This is a genomic window from Thermoplasmata archaeon (genome assembly GCA_035632695.1).
Classification (GTDB): domain Archaea; phylum Thermoplasmatota; class Thermoplasmata; order RBG-16-68-12; family RBG-16-68-12; genus RBG-16-68-12.
Genome location: DASQGG010000024.1, coordinates 1 through 14,049 on the forward strand (window position 1 = coordinate 1; position 14,049 = coordinate 14,049).

Genomic DNA, 14,049 nt, shown 5'->3' on the forward strand with positions numbered 1-14,049 from the left:
AGGAGGAGAAACCGGTCTTCGCTGAGCCGTAGCTGCTCCTCCACCTTCGTGCGTTCCGTGACGTCGAGGGCGATCCCGACCACGCCGACGACGTCCCCGTGCGCGTCACGGATAGGCTGGAGGCGCCCATCGAACGAACGACCCATCCAGTCGAACGCGTAGCGCACGGCCTCGCCCGCGAGGGCGCGGCGATGCTGCGCCTCCGAGGACGATGGGCCGTCCCCCGGAAAGAAATCGTCGACGCGCCGCCCGGCGAACTTCTTGGCATCGAGCTCGACGGCTCCCAAAGAGCCCCCGATGCCCCACGTGAACACCAGGTCCGTGTCCGTGGTCCATGCCATCAGCGGCGCCTGGGCTACCGCGAGATGCAACCGACGCTCGCTCTCGGCAAGATCCTGCATCACGGTCTGTGGTCTCACAGGGGCCGCGCGAGAAGGCGGCGAGCCGCGCGTCGTATCCCGGCTCCCGGGTATAAAGGCCTTCTGTCTCGTTTTCTGGGAGGATACTTTGCCCCGTTCAGCCGGATCCCGAGACGGACCGCGTGACCTCGAACCCGCCGTCTTCGTAGCTCAGGGCGTAGTACCCCGTCTCGTGCCGCGTCGAGCGCAGCTTCGCGACGCGCAGCCGCCGCTGCACGAACAGGTCCGAGGCCTCGTGGAGCTCGAGGTGCAGGATGCCGTCGGCCAGGTAGGCCTCGTCGGGCGCACGGCCGTCGACCGCCTCGAGCGGCTGCTCGGACAGGAGCAGGGTCAGCGGCCCGAGATCGCGGAGCCACTCGAACAGGAAGTAGAGCTCGGACCGGCGGTCCTGCATCTTCGCCATGGTCTCGAGCACGTCCAGGGAGTCCACGACGAGGCACGCGAGCCGCTCGGACTTCATCACGTTGTTGCAGTACATCTTGAAGAGCTCGAGCCACGTGCCGCGGCCTTGGAGATAGTTCAGGTTCTTCCGGATGTTCCCCATGTCCATGAGGACCAGGTTCTCCCAGACCTTCTCGTCCGCCATGCCCATGGAGGCCATCTGCTCCAGCAGGAGATCCTTGCTCTGCTCCAGGGTGAAGTACGCGCCGCGCTTTCCCTCGCGGAGCGCGTTCTGGTAGAGGATCGAGAAGGCGAGGGAGGACTTCATGGTCCCGGGCGCGCCGGACACCAGGACGACATAGCCCTCCGGTAGGCCACCGCCGACCGCCTCGTCGAAGCCACGAATGTACGTCTTGATCCGGGTGCGCTCCACGCGATGCCCCCTCGGGGTGTGCGGGGATACCCGGTGGACAGGAAAGAGTTACCGGGAGGAACTCGGGACCGCGGAAGCTTCAAATAGACTCCGGAGGCTCGCCGACTCCGGTGGCCGACGCACTCACGGAGACCCTGCTCGGCATCCTCGGGGTCCTTCGGGTCCTCGGGGCCATCCTCCTCACGTTCGTGATCCCGGGCCTCCTCCTCGTGAACGTGCTGTACCCGAGGCAGGGCGAGCTCGACCGCGAGTACGACATCCTGTACCGCCTCACCCTGGGAATCGTCCTCTCCATCGCGGTCACGGTCCTCTGGGGCTTCTTCCTGAACTCCCTGGGCGTCCAGGAGTCCACGGGCCTCGGGTACGTGCAGACCCCGTACATTGCCGCGGGTCTGATCGGCCTGAGCGTCCTCTTCTTCGCCCTGGGCTGGTGGCGGGGCGCGTATCCGTGGATGGCGCGGCTCCGTCCCTCCTTGGCACGCACGCCGAAGGCGGGCCCAGAGGCCCTCTTGACCGAGGACGAGAAGGACCACCGGATCCGGCTCAAGCTCCAGGCCCTCGCGGAGGAGCGCGAGCGCCTGCGGCGCGCGATCAAGGAGGCCGAGCGGCGCATGCAGCTGCATTCCACGGACGCCCGCTCCCACTACGAGGCCCAGCGGGACGAGGCCAAGGCGGACCTCAAGCGCGTCGAGTCCGAGTTGCGGAAGCTCGAGGAGGAGCGCGCGACGGAGCTGTACGGATGAGCGGCGGGATGAAGCACAAGCTCGTCGTCGCGGTCCGCGGCGACCTCGACCTGTCGCGCGGCAAACTGGCCGTCCAGGTCGCCCACGCCGCGGTCATGGCGGCGCTGGACGCCAAGACGAGACACCGCAAGGCCTTCTCGGACTGGTACGACGAAGGGCAGAAGAAGGTCGTCGTGAAGGCGGCGGACCTCCAGGAGCTCCACGAGCTGCAGCGCAAGGCCCGGTCCCTCGGCCTGACGACCGCGCTCGTGGAGGATGCCGGGTTGACGGAGCTGCCGCCCGGAACCGTGACCTGCCTCGCGGTCGGCCCGGGCCCCAACGCGCTCGTCGACCAGGTCACGGGCCAGCTGAGGCTCGTGTGACGATGAAGCCCAAGTCCCGGTTTCTCGGGATCGACGACGGCCCGTTCCACTTCGGTGACGAGGAGGTGCCCCTCGTCGGCGTCGCGGTCCAGGCGCCCGCGTACATCGAGGCGGTCCTCATGGCCCGCGCCCACGTGGACGGGCGGGATGCCACGGAGCGAATCCTGGGGATGGTCCGGAACTCGCGGTACCGCGAGGGGCTTCGGATGGTGTTCCTGAACGGCATCGCCGTGGGCGGATTCAACGTGATCGACCTGCACGCCCTGCACCGGGAACTCGAGGTGCCCGTGGTCACGGTCACGCGGAGAGCCCCGGACCTCGACGCGATCCGCGACGCTCTCCGGAGGAAGTTCGACGACTGGGAGGAGCGATGGGGTCTGATCCGGGGCCAGCGGATCGAAGAGGTCACAACACACCACACGCCGCTCCGTGTGACCTACGTGGGCGCGACCCGCTCCGAGGTCATCGAGGCCCTCGCCCTCACGACCGTCCGGGGCGCGCTCCCCGAGCCGCTCCGTGTCGCCCACTTGGTCGCGGCGGCGAGCGTGAAGGGGGAGTCCCACGGGCGCGCCTGACGCCGCCCGGCGGGGAATGGACCGACCCGGGAACCGTCGCACGGCGGGGCAAGCTTATCCCGCGGTGGACGCCTCTTCGGGTCATGGCGAAATCCAGGTTGCGGGTCGGTTCCGTCGTGATCGACGTTACGGACTTCGGCCGCATGATGACGTTCTGGCAGGACGCGCTCGGGTACGTGCCCAGGAATCCGCCGGCCCCCGGGGACGATTTCATGGTCTTGAGGGATCCCCGCGGGAAGGGACCTAACGTGTCCATCGACCGGATGGAGCCGCTCCGAGGCCGGATCCACATGGACCTCTACTCGGAGGATCCCGAGGGCGAGGTGGCGCGGCTGCTCCGCATCGGGGCCACGCTCTACCACGAACGCGAGCCGGGAGAGGACTTCACCGTCCTTGCGGACCCGGAGGGCAACCTTTTCTGCGTGATCGACGCGCGGAGCGGCTGACCGTCCTCGATGCGGGAGTTGTGGGCCATCCGCCGGGGCTCACCGAATTGGAAAGCGCAGAAGGGCCGCGATCCCTCCGAGACCCTCGAGCTTCGCTCCCGCCTCGTGGTGCGGGCTGACCAGGACCACGGTGCCCCGCGCAGCTTCCGCATCGTGCATCATGCGCTCGATTTCGAGGTCACGCACGACGGAGTCGCTCACAAGCAAGGTGTCGACGGCTCCCGCGTCGATCGCCCGGTCCACCTCCTTGCGGCCGTAGGCGCACGGTCGGTTCGTCGCAATGGCCTCGAGGACCTTCTCGACGAGCTGGGTCTCGAGCGCGACGCGGCTGTCCGCGAAGAGCTTCGACCCCATCCCGGACCGCAATGCCTCCTGGATCCCCCGCATCCCGGGCTGGGACGTCCCCTGGCTCTTCACCTTCGCCGCCAGCGTGGGGTCACGTGCCTGGAGAAACGCCAGGAAGGACTCGCGCGAGAACCCGGGCCCGACGAGAACGAGGGCCTCCCCCAGCGGCGTCGTCCGCAGCTTGCCCAGGATGTCCTCGTAGTACGCGGTCTGGGCGTCCCCCGTGTCGAACATCTTCCCATGGCCTGGCGCATGGATCGTCGCGAGCTCCTGCACCCCGTATTGCCGCAGGTGGGCCAGGAGGGCCTCCTCGTCGTCCAGGCTCAGGAAGGTGACCATGGGCTTCTGGGTCGCGGCCACGGCCTCGTCGATCCGCTGCAGCTCGTGCCGCTTCCACGTCTTGATGATCGAGAGGACGTCGTCCACGGAGACGTTCAGGGTGTGATGCCGCCCGAGGTCTTGGGGCGCGTCGATGATCACGCCGCTAATCCGGAGGCGATCCGAGAACGCCTGGAACTCCGTCTTCTCGACACGCAGCGTGATCGTCACGCGGACCTTGTCCGCCTTCTCCGGGCGAATCTTGTCCGTCTTGGACTCCTCGCGGCGGTACGTCGAGGCCCGCACCTGGTCGCCGGGCTGAACGAGGTTGTTGAGGTGCCAGAGGTCGTCCGCGTTCTCGACCCGGAGTCTGATCTCCCCAGTCCTCGGGTCGCGGTGGAGGACGCGCATGCCGCTGGGTCCACAGGCCGGTCCGTATTTCTCGCTATCGACCGGCGGCATCCCACCGTAAGGTTCATCGTGCGAGAGACGGCATAAGGAGACCATGAGGGATCGCTACCTGTTCTCCGCGGACCGGAAGTCGTCGGAGTATAGGACGGTCCTTGAGATCACCCCTGGGCACGCACGACTCATCACGCCTTCGGCCGCGGCGCACATGCTCCGGTGGATTCAGTCCATCGTGTACTACGTGTTCTACACCGCGATTGCCGGAGTCGTATGGGTGGGTTTCGCCGTGCCCCTCTCGGGCACGTGGTTGGGAGGATGGCCCTTGGAGGCCATCTGGATCGCCGCATGGATCGTCGGGTTAATCGTGGTGAGCTGGGTGGCGGACCGCCGTACTCTGCCCCTCTTGGCGGACAGCCCTGCGGAGAAGGCAGAGGTCATCCTTGAGGGCGCTCGGTCCTTCGGCACGTTCCAGGAGGTGCGGGCGCGGACGATACGCGGCGCGGAGATGAAGCTCATCGTCGACACAGGACCTAGGCGCTTCTGGGAAGCCGTGGGGCTCCTCGAGGGCAAGGCCGGCGTCCCCGGTTAACGCGCTATCCACGCGATGACCGTGCAATCGCGATCGACACGAAGGCCTTCGCTCTTGGAGAAGGACGGAAGGCGCGCAGGCATTCCTACCGGGTGTTCCTGGCGAGCACGGCCTCCAAGGTCTGAGTCCAGCGCAGGACGGCGTTGCGTCTGCCACGGACAGCCGACTTATCTCGACGCGGCTTCGACACCGCGTTGGCGGACCTCCCCATAAGGAGACGGTCAAGGCCATCCGTGCTGGTTCTCGGTGCGGCCCTAACGAATCACGCCGTATCCGATGAGCCGCCATTTGCCGCCGATCCGTCGGCTCACGGCCACGCGCTGTCCCGGCTCCGCGACCACGGGGATCTTCAGGGCCATGTCCGCGAAGTTCTCCCTGGCGGACGTGACCACGCCGACCGTCGTCGCGGTGCCCACGGAGATCATGAGCGGCTCCGAGGTCTTGATGCCCTCCACGCTCAGCTCCTCCTCGGTGCCGACGACGCGTTCAAGGAGGTGGACCTCGACGGACATCTTCACGATGATCTCGGGCAGCGTGGCCGGCTTGCCGACGACCCGACCCACGAGCCCGTCCGACTTGGTCAGCACGGGGTCCAGGTTCGTCCCGATGGCAATCAGCCCACCCGGTCGCACCTCCTTCCGCGCCGCGCCGCCCGAGTGGAGGCTCCGCACCTCAGACGTGAGGTTCTTCCATTCCGTCTTGTTCCCCAGGGTCACCTGCCGTCCCGGCGAGATTTCCACATCGTCCCCGACGCGCAGTCGTCCCTGGATCAGGCTTCCGCCGAGCACGCCGCCCACGATCTTGTCCGGGGTGATGCCCGGCTGGTTCACGTCGAACGACCGCGCGACGTACATCTTAGGGACCTTGGTCTCGTCGTGGGGCTTCGGCGGGATCTTCTGGTAGATGAGCATGAGGAGCACATCCAAGTTCACCTCGTGGTGGGCGCTCACGGGGAGGATGGGGGCACCCTCCGCCACGGTCCCCTTCACGAAAGCCTCGATCTGGCGGTAGTTCTCCTCCGCCTGCTTCGGGTCGACGATGTCGATCTTGTTCTGGACGATGATGATCTTGTCCACGCCGATGATCCCCAGGGCCATCAGGTGCTCCTTGGTCTGGGGCTGGGGGCACTTCTCGTTCGCCGCGATCACGAGGAGCGCGCCGTCCATCAGGGCGGCGCCGCTCAGCATGGTCGCCATGAGCGTCTCGTGCCCCGGCGAGTCCACGAAGGATACGATGCGGAGGAGCTCGCCCTTCACGTTGTGGATCTTGCAGGTCTCCGAGGACGAGTAGCACATCGGCTCGTCGCATTGGGGACACTTGTAGATCGCCATGTCCGCGTAGCCCAAGCGGATCGAGATCCCGCGCTTGATCTCCTCGGAGTGGCGGTCCGTGCGTTCCCCGGTCAGCCGCTCGGTCAGGGTCGACTTGCCATGGTCCACGTGGCCGACGACGCCGATGTTGACCTCGGGCTGGCCCGGGACCTTCATCGCGCCTGCTCCTTCCACGCGTCCTCGATGGACTTGGGACCGCGTTGGACGATCTTCAGGTTCAACTGGAGGATGTCCGGGGAGATCGTGTTCCCGCGCACGGTCTTCTTCTTCCGCATCCCCTCCCGCGGCGGATGGAAGCCAACGCCCCCGCTCAGCAGGAGGCGCTTGCGCCGCGGACCCGGGAGGTCGCGGCGCATGGGGAAGCCGTCCTTGTCGCTGCCGCCGGTGACCTGAAGCTTGTAACCCGGGAGCCCGACGTACAGGCCGTCGACCTCGTCGCCGATCTTCTTGCCGACCAGGGCGCTCGCGTAGTGCCCCGTGATGTCGTGCTTGTACGTCTTGCCGCTCTTCGTGTCGGCGATGATCGCCTTGAACTCCGCCATGAGGAATCTCCCGAGGGGTACGCGCTGATACGGGCCATTCATAAAAGGATTTTGGGGACGACCCCTGCAAGAGGACGCGATCCGCTCACGCAGGCGCGCGCCCGCGGCTCGCATCCGTGAAGAGGCCGAGGATCCCGCCGAGCTCGCGGTACAACGCGACGATCGCGCGGCCCTCATCCGAGGAGACCGACGGGAGTTCCACGAGGGCCTCCGTCATCTGCTGGAGGCGGTACACGGCGTCGGGCGTGTTGAAGTCGTCGTCCATCGCCGCGAGGAAGCTCGTCCGGGTGGCCTCCAGGAGAGGCGCCACCTTGCCTCCCGTCCCCGGCCCGTCCGCTTCGGACGCAGCCCGAATCGCGGCGCGCATGGCCTCGTACTCCTCGCGCGTGCGGCGGAAGCAGTCCTTGTCGTACTCCACGTCTTCGCGGTAGTGCGCCTTGAGGAGGCACAGGCGGACCACCTCGCCCGGGTAGACCGCGAGGACGCTCCGGATCGTCACGAAGTTCCCCAGGCTCTTGGACATCTTGTCCTGCTCGAGCGTCAGGAAGCCGTTGTGCATCCACGTCCGGGTCCACTCGACGCCCCAGGCACCTTCGCAGATCATGGCCTCGCTCTCGTGGTGCGGGAACTTCAGGTCCGAGCCGCCCCCGTGGATGTCCAGGGGCGCGCCGAGGTACTTGAACGCCATCGCGTTGCACTCCACATGCCATCCCGGGCGGCCGGCGCCCCAAGGACTCGGCCAGGAGGGCTCGCCCTCCTTGGAGGCCTTCCACAGCGCGAAGTCGAGCGGATCCTCCCGGAGGCTGCCGGGCGGCAGGGGGTCCGCGACGACATCCTCGAAGCGCTGGTGGGCGAGGATCCCGAACGAACGCTTCGCGTTCCGCGTCCGGAAGTACACGTCCCCGTTCACCGGGTAGGCGTTGCCCCGCTCGATGAGTAGGGCGATCAGCGTCTGGATCTCCAGGATGTGTTCCGAGACCTTCGGGTAGTGGGTCGCGGGCAGGACGTTCAATGCGCGCATGTCCTCGAGGAAGGCGTCGATGTAGAACTGGGCGTACTCGAGGGGCGGTTTCCCCACTTGCGCCGCGCGACGGATGATCACCTCCTCGATGTCCGTGAAGTTCTGAACGAACATGACCGAGTAGCCGAGGTACTCCAGGTAGCGGCGGACCGTGTCGAAGCTTACGTAGGACTTCGCGTGGCCGAGGTGGCTGTAGTCGTACGTCGTGGGCCCGCAGACGTACATCCGGACCCGGCGGCCCTCGCGAGGCACGAACGGCTCCTTGCGCCGGCTGCGTGTGTTGTAAATCTGGAGGGCCATGACTGCCTTCGGCGGCGCTTTACGCGCGGGCGCTATTAGGTTCTTGGCCCGGCGGGTCGCGGCGGACTCCACGGCTCCAGCGCACGCCGCTCCTTGCAGACGCGAGATTCGCGCGAGCGAAACCTATTTGGCGCTCGGACCTTTGTCGCGGCGCACTGGGCCGGTAGATCAGCGGAAGATCGCCGCCTTCGCAAGGCGGAAGCCGTGGGTTCAAATCCCACCCGGTCCACTTCGCTGTGGCGGCATGCTCACGGAGAAGGGGTGAGGTGGGCGCGCGCGTCGCGGCGTCCCTCGGCATATCGGGCGGCCACGACGCCGAGCAGGTAGAGCCCGGTCAGGATCAGGCCCACGATGATCATCGTCACACCGCTTGGGTCCGGCGTGATCATGCCCGCGATGAACCAGATCGCGACAATCACAATCCGCCAGTGGCGGGTCCACGTCGAGCCCCGCGTGATGCCCACGGACGTGAGGCCGTACATGACCATGGGCAACTCGAACGCAAACCCAAATGCGAGCACGTGGATCACAACGAACGACACGAAGTCCCCCACGAACAGGATGTAGAGGGTGATTCCGAGGCCGCGCTGCGCCTGATACAGGAAGTTGATCGTGAACGGCAACAGGATGAGGAGGTCCAAGGCCACGCCGGCAAAGAAGAGGGCGGAAATGGGCACGACCATCCTGCGGAGAAGGCGCTTCTCGGACGGCTTGAGCGCAGGCCCGACGAACTGGATCATCTCGTACGCAATCGCGGGCGACCCGACCACGAAAGCGAGGAAGAGGGCCATCTCGACCTGGACGAGGACGCCGTCCCACGGGTGCGCCGCGGCGAGCTGGACCCAGCTGGGGACGAGGAAGGCCACGAATCCATGGAAGGCAGCGGTCGACACGGGATCGCTCCCAATCGCGGGCAGGAGCATGGGCACATGGGTGCCGCCGACGTTCAAGGTCCCGAGCCCGAATGTCATGAACAGGACGAAGAGCACAAGGATCAGCACGACGACGAACTTGAAGCGGTCCCGGAGCTCCTCGATATGCTCCCAGAAGGACATCCGGGTCGCGTCGGCCTCGTCCGGGCTCGCGTGTACGGTCACCAAGGGATTCGGTTCGCCGAACACATCGTCTCCCTAAAGCGTTTGCCGGACGAGATTCGCACAGCCGAGAAGGAATCCCGCCTCCCCGGAGCGGGAACCGGGGTCTCACGCCATACGCGTGCCGCACTTACCGCAGAACCCGTCCTCGGGCGATAGGGCGGCGCCACACTCGGGACATGCGTACTCGATTCGGGATCCGCAGCGGCCGCAGAAGGCATCGTGCGGGGCGAGCGGCGCCCGGCACTCCGGGCAGCCGCCCTCGGGCGGCGGGGGCTTCGCGGCGCATTCCCGGCACAGGATCACGGGCACGCCCTTCCGGCGCACGGGCTTCCAGTCCGACGTCGTCTTGCCGCAGTCCGCGCACCTTCGCTCGCGCGCTTCGGACGCCTCGATGAGTCGGACCGCAGGCCGTAGGGACGGAGGCTCCTCGTCGGCGGGCCCGTCTTCCGGTGGGAGGGCCACGGCTCCGGAGAACTCGGGTGCGGGCGTAAAGACTTCGCCTTCAGTCCTTCTCGTCCTTGGGGATCGTGATGGACTTCACGCGGGGGGCTCCGTCGGGAGCCTCCTCCTCCAGGTACGTCAGGTACCCGGAGCCGACGTTGAAATGGATGACGCTGACCTTCTTGTCAAAGTCCACCATCGCCTTGCCGGACTTGCGCTTCATGCGAAGTCGCCTTCCGGGGAATCGACGGGTTCGTGGTTACTTAAACCTCAGTCCTCCATATTCGCTATCGATAATCGTAGTACCGAAAGCGGCGGTGGAGACCGCGAGTGCGCACGTCGTCCAACCAGGAATCGGTTTTCGGGCCAACTATTAATAGCGACGGGGGCCCAATAATCACCGAACACCTGAGCGAGGGGAAATGATCACACTCAAGAAGCTCGCGGTGGGCATCGAGAAGCGGCTCGGCCGCACGCCGGACGAGTCCCTCGATGACGCGCGTACCGTGATGAACTACTTTGGCTTCCGCGACACGATCATCGATAACGCCGTGGAGCCCGAGGACCGGAAACTCTTCTACGCCTTGCAGGAGGTCGGCCTTCTCCACAGCTCCTGGGAGACTGTGCCGCTCCTCGACGGGCGGCACTGGCGCATCTTCTATTGGCAGCTCGACGAGAAGACCCTGGACCACCTGGCGCAGGACGAGGAGGCCCCGTCCGAGGAGCACGTGTACCGCACGCTCCCCGACGAGGCGTGGACCCATCCGCCTGCGGTGATGTGAGTCACCGATCCGACCAAGCCTGCTCCCCGATCAAGGGCACGAACGCGCACGGGGTGCCGTGCCGGACTTCGAGACTCCCATCCGGGCAGCGCCGCGCAATCAGGAGATCTTGGTAGTATCGCGACCCGCCCACGGGCGCGACGATCCTGCCGCGATCCGTGAGCTGGCCCGCCCACGCCGCCGGCAGGCGCGGCGCGCCCGCCGTGGCGAGGATGCAGTCGTACGGGGCGCGCGCCGGATATCCGAGGCTCCCGTCCCCGGTCACGACGGCCACCCCGTCGAATCCTGCCGCCGTCAGGTTGGAGCGGCCCCACTTCGCGAGCGCGGGAACGCGCTCGACGGTCACGACGTTCTCCGCCCCGACGAGGCAGGCCACGAGCGCCGCGTGATAGCCCGATCCCGTCCCCACCTCGAGGACGCGCTCTCCCGCGCGGAACGCCGCCTCCTCGAGCATGATCGCAATCATGGAAGGTGCGGAGATCGTCTGCCCCTCCCCGATTGGGAGAGGCGCGTCGTCGTACGCGACGGCCCGGTACTCGGGTCGCACGAAGGCCTCCCGAGGGACTCGAAGGAACGCCTCCCGCACGTCCGACGTGCGGATGTCCCCCGCGCGGACGAGCTCCGCGACCAGGCGCGCCCGCTCCCTCGGGAACTCGGTCTCCCGGGCCATCCGGACGCGGAGCGGCGGCATGCGGGATAAAGCCTCGGAGGCGCCTCAGGCGGGCACGAGGAGCGCGAGCAGGACCGTGGACAGGGCGAGGGTGACCAAAGTCACGGGAAGCCCCACCTTCACGAAGTCCTTCATAGAGACCTCGACGCCGTCGCGATGCGCGATCTGCACGACGATCACGTTGCAGGCCGCTCCCAGGATCGTCGCGTTCCCCGCAAGGGTGGAGCTCGAGGCAAGGGCGAGCCAGAGCAGCTGGGAGCTCCCGCTTCCCTGCACCACCTGGGCGAGGAGGAGGACCGCGGGCACGTTGCTGATCAGGTTGGACAGGAGCGAGGAAAGCCCGGTCAGCCAGACCAGGCCTCCCGATTGCCCCCCGAACGCGTCGGTGAACCCCGTCTGGATGCCGCCGGAAAGTCCGGAGACCTGGACGCCTTCGAGGAGGACGAACAGGCCGACGAAGAAGAGGACGATCGTCCAGTCCACCTTGCCGACGAGGACGCGCGCGCTCGTCGCCGAGACGAACGGGAGGAAGAAGAGGACGAAGGCGCCTCCTGCGATCGCGATCAGGGGGAGCCACGCCGGCGTGGGGGAGAGGAAGAACCCGGCGACGACCCCGAGGCCTATCCCCAAGGCGAGTGCGAGCCCGTTTCGCTGGAGGCGGATGGGTGGCATCTCCGCAGTCCGGGTGAGCGGCTCCGAAAGGTCCTTGCGGAACGCCAGGGCCACGACGCCGATCGAAACGACCAAGCAGACGAGCATCACCGGGAGGAGGACCGCGGTAAAGGAGAGAAACGGGATATTCGAGACGATCGCGATGTACGCGTTTTGCGGGTTCCCAATCTCCGTGGCCACGCTCCCGATGTTCGCCGCCAACGCGAGGGCCACAAGGTACGGGACCGGGCGGACCTTGAGGGCGCGCGTGCTTCGTACCACGATGGGCGTCATCAGGAGCGCAATCGCGTCGTTCAGCACGAGGGCGGAGAGGAAGGCCGCGGCAAGCATGAGCGCCGCGAGGAAGGACCGCTGGCTCTTCGCGTGACCCGCAATCCAAGTCGACACGAGGTCGAAGAAGCCGCAGACGTCCAGGCCGGAGACCAGGAGCATCATCCCGATGAGCAGCAGGATCACGTCGAGGTTGATTGATGCGATGGCCTGCGCAGGCGTCAGGACACCCACGACAAGCATCAGCGCGCCGCCGAGGAGCGCGACGGCAGGACGGTCGAGGGAGTGGCTCCCGAGCTTCCGCATCGAGATGAGAGCGTACGTCGCGACGAAGATCACGGTCGCCGCGACGAGCACGTACTCCGAGGTCACCGCGCGGCGCATGGTGCCTCGGGCCATGGACCTTTCGGCGGCGATCCGAGGCACGGAGCCACTCGCAACGGTCCCAGAGTTTCTCCAGGAAATCCAAGCCAGCCCCGGCGAGTTCCAACGCCGTACCAAACGGGAGACAAACCGGGCGATTCCAGCACTCTTATATACCCCCACTCAATTCGCCGCATCCTCCGCCCCCTGAATCGGTGCGCGAAGCGGGACGGAATGAACTGCTGAGTAGGAGAGAACACGGATGAACCTCCGGGGTCACCGAGGAATCGCGGCCTTGCTCATGCTCCTCGCGCTCGTCCTGAGCGCGATGGCGCTGCTGCCCGCGACGGCCCAGGCCTCCAGCGCGCAAGTCACCGGCCTGGTGAGCACATGCAACAGCGGCATACCGTACATCGCTGGCGCCAAGGTGACCCTGAGTGACGCGAACGGCGTCCTGCCCTCCCTCTCGACGACCACGGACGGTGCGGGGGTCTTTACGTTCACGCCGCCGGCCGCGAACTACACGATCTCCGCATCAAGGTCGGGGTACTACAGCAACAACACGCCGCTGCCGCCCTCCACGTCGCCCTTCCGGTTCGATGGAAGCACGACGGTGACGGTCGACGTGTGCCTGGACGCGCAGCCGACGACCTCTGGGACCGTGAACTTCACGGTCGTCAACGGCGCGAGCCCGAGCACAAAGATCGGAGGGGCGCAAATCTCCGTCTACAATCCCGCACGGCTCTCGACGCCGTACTCCGCCCTGATCTACACGAACACGACCAACGCGACCACGGCGGTCGCCTTGGCCAAGCTCTGGACCGGGTCGTTCGAGGTCCGCGTCAGCGCGGACGGGTACAACCTGTACATCCAGACCATGACGATCACGCCTCCCGCGAGCATCCAGATCGGCCTGACGGCGGGAGTAGCCATTGTGGGGCACGCCCGCAACCAGGCTGGGCAGTTCGTCTCCGCGGGTCTCGTGGGATGGCTCTACAATCCCTCGGCGGCGAAGTCCAACGGGACGAAGCTCATTCCCGCGGTGGTCAGCAGGAGCCAGTACAATTTCAGCGCGCCCGCGGGGTCCTACGAGATGATCGTCGACGCGAACGGGTATCTCGCCTACGACCAGCCGATCACGATTCCGACCAGCAACCCCCACGACGTCGTCCTGCAGACGTCTCCGCAGGAGGTCGACAAGACCACGGTGGCCTTCGGAGCGAAGGACTGGAACAACTTCACCATCACCCGGAACCTGACCCTAAACCCGGACAGCACGCTGGCCGGACTCCTGCCAGCCGGGCTGAGGGACCTGCGGACGCAGATCAACTACACGCTCGGCACGGGCTCAGGCAGCGGCACGGTCAGCGCGGGGGACGCCGCGGCGTTCCGCAGCTGGCTCGCGCGGAACGGCCCCGTCTATGTGACGACGGACAGCTTCTTCCTGCTGAACGGCCAATCGTTCAACTCGTCCGTCACGTCGTTCTCGGTGTCCGTGAGCAATAGTCTGCTCACACCGGGGGACAAGGTGTGGATCAACA

General features: G+C 66.6%; 18 protein-coding genes and 1 tRNA gene. 8 read left to right on the forward strand and 11 right to left on the reverse strand.

Translation table 11 applies throughout. The annotated features are described in order from the left end of the window. The coding region (locus tag VEY12_01665; protein HYM38839.1) for a PAS domain-containing protein at nucleotides 1-401 on the reverse strand (401 nt) is incomplete at its 3' end. 115 nt (nucleotides 402-516) lie between these two features. Further along, entirely contained in the window at nucleotides 517-1,233 is a 717-nt protein-coding gene (locus VEY12_01670; GenBank protein ID HYM38840.1) for an ATPase domain-containing protein, read from the reverse strand. Nucleotides 1,234-1,343: 110 nt separating this feature from the next. Between VEY12_01670 and VEY12_01675 the strand changes: the two genes are divergently transcribed. From VEY12_01675 to VEY12_01690, 4 genes are all read left to right on the forward strand, one after another. Further along, nucleotides 1,344-1,976 (forward strand): DUF1616 domain-containing protein, encoded by a 633-nt coding sequence (locus tag VEY12_01675; GenBank protein HYM38841.1) that lies wholly within the window; start codon nucleotides 1,344-1,346, stop codon nucleotides 1,974-1,976. Further along, the gene (gene pth2, locus VEY12_01680; GenBank protein ID HYM38842.1) at nucleotides 1,973-2,338 is read left to right on the forward strand and encodes a peptidyl-tRNA hydrolase Pth2; all 366 of its coding nucleotides are present in this window, start codon (nucleotides 1,973-1,975) and stop codon (nucleotides 2,336-2,338) included. Before VEY12_01675 ends, pth2 begins: the two co-directional genes overlap by 4 nt. A gap of 2 nt (nucleotides 2,339-2,340) precedes the next feature. Further along, a complete protein-coding gene (locus tag VEY12_01685) occupies nucleotides 2,341-2,913 on the forward strand; it encodes a DUF99 family protein (protein HYM38843.1) in 573 nt (190 codons plus the stop codon). Between the two features lie 83 nt (nucleotides 2,914-2,996). Further along, on the forward strand, nucleotides 2,997-3,359 hold the full coding sequence (locus VEY12_01690) for a VOC family protein (GenBank protein HYM38844.1): 363 nt from the start codon (nucleotides 2,997-2,999) through the stop codon (nucleotides 3,357-3,359). Nucleotides 3,360-3,398: 39 nt separating this feature from the next. On the opposite strand, the gene VEY12_01695 is transcribed toward VEY12_01690, so the two are convergent. Then, a complete protein-coding gene (locus VEY12_01695; GenBank protein HYM38845.1) occupies nucleotides 3,399-4,433 on the reverse strand; it encodes an mRNA surveillance protein pelota in 1,035 nt (344 codons plus the stop codon). Nucleotides 4,434-4,527: 94 nt separating this feature from the next. On the opposite strand from VEY12_01695, the gene VEY12_01700 reads away from it, so the two are divergent. Beyond that, a complete protein-coding gene (locus VEY12_01700) occupies nucleotides 4,528-5,019 on the forward strand; it encodes a hypothetical protein (protein ID HYM38846.1) in 492 nt (163 codons plus the stop codon). A gap of 254 nt (nucleotides 5,020-5,273) precedes the next feature. Here VEY12_01700 and VEY12_01705 read toward each other — a convergent pair whose 3' ends face one another. The 3 genes from VEY12_01705 to cysS form a co-directional block, all read right to left on the reverse strand. Continuing rightward, entirely contained in the window at nucleotides 5,274-6,506 is a 1,233-nt protein-coding gene (locus tag VEY12_01705; GenBank protein HYM38847.1) for a translation initiation factor IF-2 subunit gamma, read from the reverse strand. Beyond that, entirely contained in the window at nucleotides 6,503-6,892 is a 390-nt protein-coding gene (locus VEY12_01710; protein ID HYM38848.1) for a 30S ribosomal protein S6e, read from the reverse strand. The genes VEY12_01705 and VEY12_01710 overlap by 4 nt, the downstream gene beginning before the upstream one ends. Nucleotides 6,893-6,977: 85 nt before the next feature. Next, a complete protein-coding gene (gene cysS / locus VEY12_01715; protein ID HYM38849.1) occupies nucleotides 6,978-8,213 on the reverse strand; it encodes a cysteine--tRNA ligase in 1,236 nt (411 codons plus the stop codon). A 157-nt stretch (nucleotides 8,214-8,370) separates the two neighbouring features. Here cysS and VEY12_01720 point away from each other — a divergent pair. Next, nucleotides 8,371-8,442 (forward strand) — tRNA-Ala (locus tag VEY12_01720). A gap of 19 nt (nucleotides 8,443-8,461) precedes the next feature. On the opposite strand, the gene VEY12_01725 is transcribed toward VEY12_01720, so the two are convergent. The 3 genes from VEY12_01725 to VEY12_01735 form a co-directional block, all read right to left on the reverse strand. After that, nucleotides 8,462-9,310: a twin-arginine translocase subunit TatC gene (locus VEY12_01725; GenBank protein HYM38850.1), complete on the reverse strand. Its 849-nt coding sequence runs from the start codon at nucleotides 9,308-9,310 to the stop codon at nucleotides 8,462-8,464. A gap of 105 nt (nucleotides 9,311-9,415) precedes the next feature. After that, entirely contained in the window at nucleotides 9,416-9,772 is a 357-nt protein-coding gene (locus VEY12_01730) for a zinc ribbon domain-containing protein (protein HYM38851.1), read from the reverse strand. A gap of 40 nt (nucleotides 9,773-9,812) precedes the next feature. Then, complete coding sequence (locus tag VEY12_01735; protein ID HYM38852.1) at nucleotides 9,813-9,974, reverse strand: hypothetical protein; 162 nt, start codon at nucleotides 9,972-9,974, stop codon at nucleotides 9,813-9,815. Between the two features lie 199 nt (nucleotides 9,975-10,173). On the opposite strand from VEY12_01735, the gene VEY12_01740 reads away from it, so the two are divergent. Next, nucleotides 10,174-10,533 (forward strand): DUF6015 family protein, encoded by a 360-nt coding sequence (locus VEY12_01740; protein HYM38853.1) that lies wholly within the window; start codon nucleotides 10,174-10,176, stop codon nucleotides 10,531-10,533. 1 nt (nucleotide 10,534) lies between these two features. Here the strand turns inward: VEY12_01740 and VEY12_01745 are convergent, their stop codons facing one another. Further along, entirely contained in the window at nucleotides 10,535-11,203 is a 669-nt protein-coding gene (locus tag VEY12_01745) for a protein-L-isoaspartate(D-aspartate) O-methyltransferase (GenBank protein HYM38854.1), read from the reverse strand. A gap of 45 nt (nucleotides 11,204-11,248) precedes the next feature. Beyond that, nucleotides 11,249-12,529: an SLC13 family permease gene (locus VEY12_01750; protein ID HYM38855.1), complete on the reverse strand. Its 1,281-nt coding sequence runs from the start codon at nucleotides 12,527-12,529 to the stop codon at nucleotides 11,249-11,251. 241 nt (nucleotides 12,530-12,770) lie between these two features. Between VEY12_01750 and VEY12_01755 the strand changes: the two genes are divergently transcribed. Then, nucleotides 12,771-14,049 (forward strand): carboxypeptidase-like regulatory domain-containing protein (locus VEY12_01755; GenBank protein HYM38856.1); only part of this gene is annotated, 1,279 nt, incomplete at its 3' end.

What these genes read in the sequence shown, in the direction of transcription:
- pth2 (HYM38842.1), top strand. Translation starts at nt 1,973, where the DNA reads ATGAGCGGCGGGATGAAGCACAAGCTCGTCGTCGCGGTCCGCGGCGAC.
- VEY12_01745 (HYM38854.1), bottom strand. Translation starts at nt 11,203, where the DNA reads ATGGCCCGGGAGACCGAGTTCCCGAGGGAGCGGGCGCGCCTGGTCGCG.
- VEY12_01690 (HYM38844.1), top strand. Translation starts at nt 2,997, where the DNA reads ATGGCGAAATCCAGGTTGCGGGTCGGTTCCGTCGTGATCGACGTTACG.
- VEY12_01705 (HYM38847.1), bottom strand. Translation starts at nt 6,506, where the DNA reads ATGAAGGTCCCGGGCCAGCCCGAGGTCAACATCGGCGTCGTCGGCCAC.
- cysS (HYM38849.1), bottom strand. Translation starts at nt 8,213, where the DNA reads ATGGCCCTCCAGATTTACAACACACGCAGCCGGCGCAAGGAGCCGTTC.
- VEY12_01685 (HYM38843.1), top strand. Translation starts at nt 2,341, where the DNA reads ATGAAGCCCAAGTCCCGGTTTCTCGGGATCGACGACGGCCCGTTCCAC.
- VEY12_01750 (HYM38855.1), bottom strand. Translation starts at nt 12,529, where the DNA reads ATGCGCCGCGCGGTGACCTCGGAGTACGTGCTCGTCGCGGCGACCGTG.
- VEY12_01695 (HYM38845.1), bottom strand. Translation starts at nt 4,433, where the DNA reads ATGCGCGTCCTCCACCGCGACCCGAGGACTGGGGAGATCAGACTCCGG.
- VEY12_01735 (HYM38852.1), bottom strand. Translation starts at nt 9,974, where the DNA reads ATGAAGCGCAAGTCCGGCAAGGCGATGGTGGACTTTGACAAGAAGGTC.
- VEY12_01740 (HYM38853.1), top strand. Translation starts at nt 10,174, where the DNA reads ATGATCACACTCAAGAAGCTCGCGGTGGGCATCGAGAAGCGGCTCGGC.
- VEY12_01710 (HYM38848.1), bottom strand. Translation starts at nt 6,892, where the DNA reads ATGGCGGAGTTCAAGGCGATCATCGCCGACACGAAGAGCGGCAAGACG.
- VEY12_01700 (HYM38846.1), top strand. Translation starts at nt 4,528, where the DNA reads ATGAGGGATCGCTACCTGTTCTCCGCGGACCGGAAGTCGTCGGAGTAT.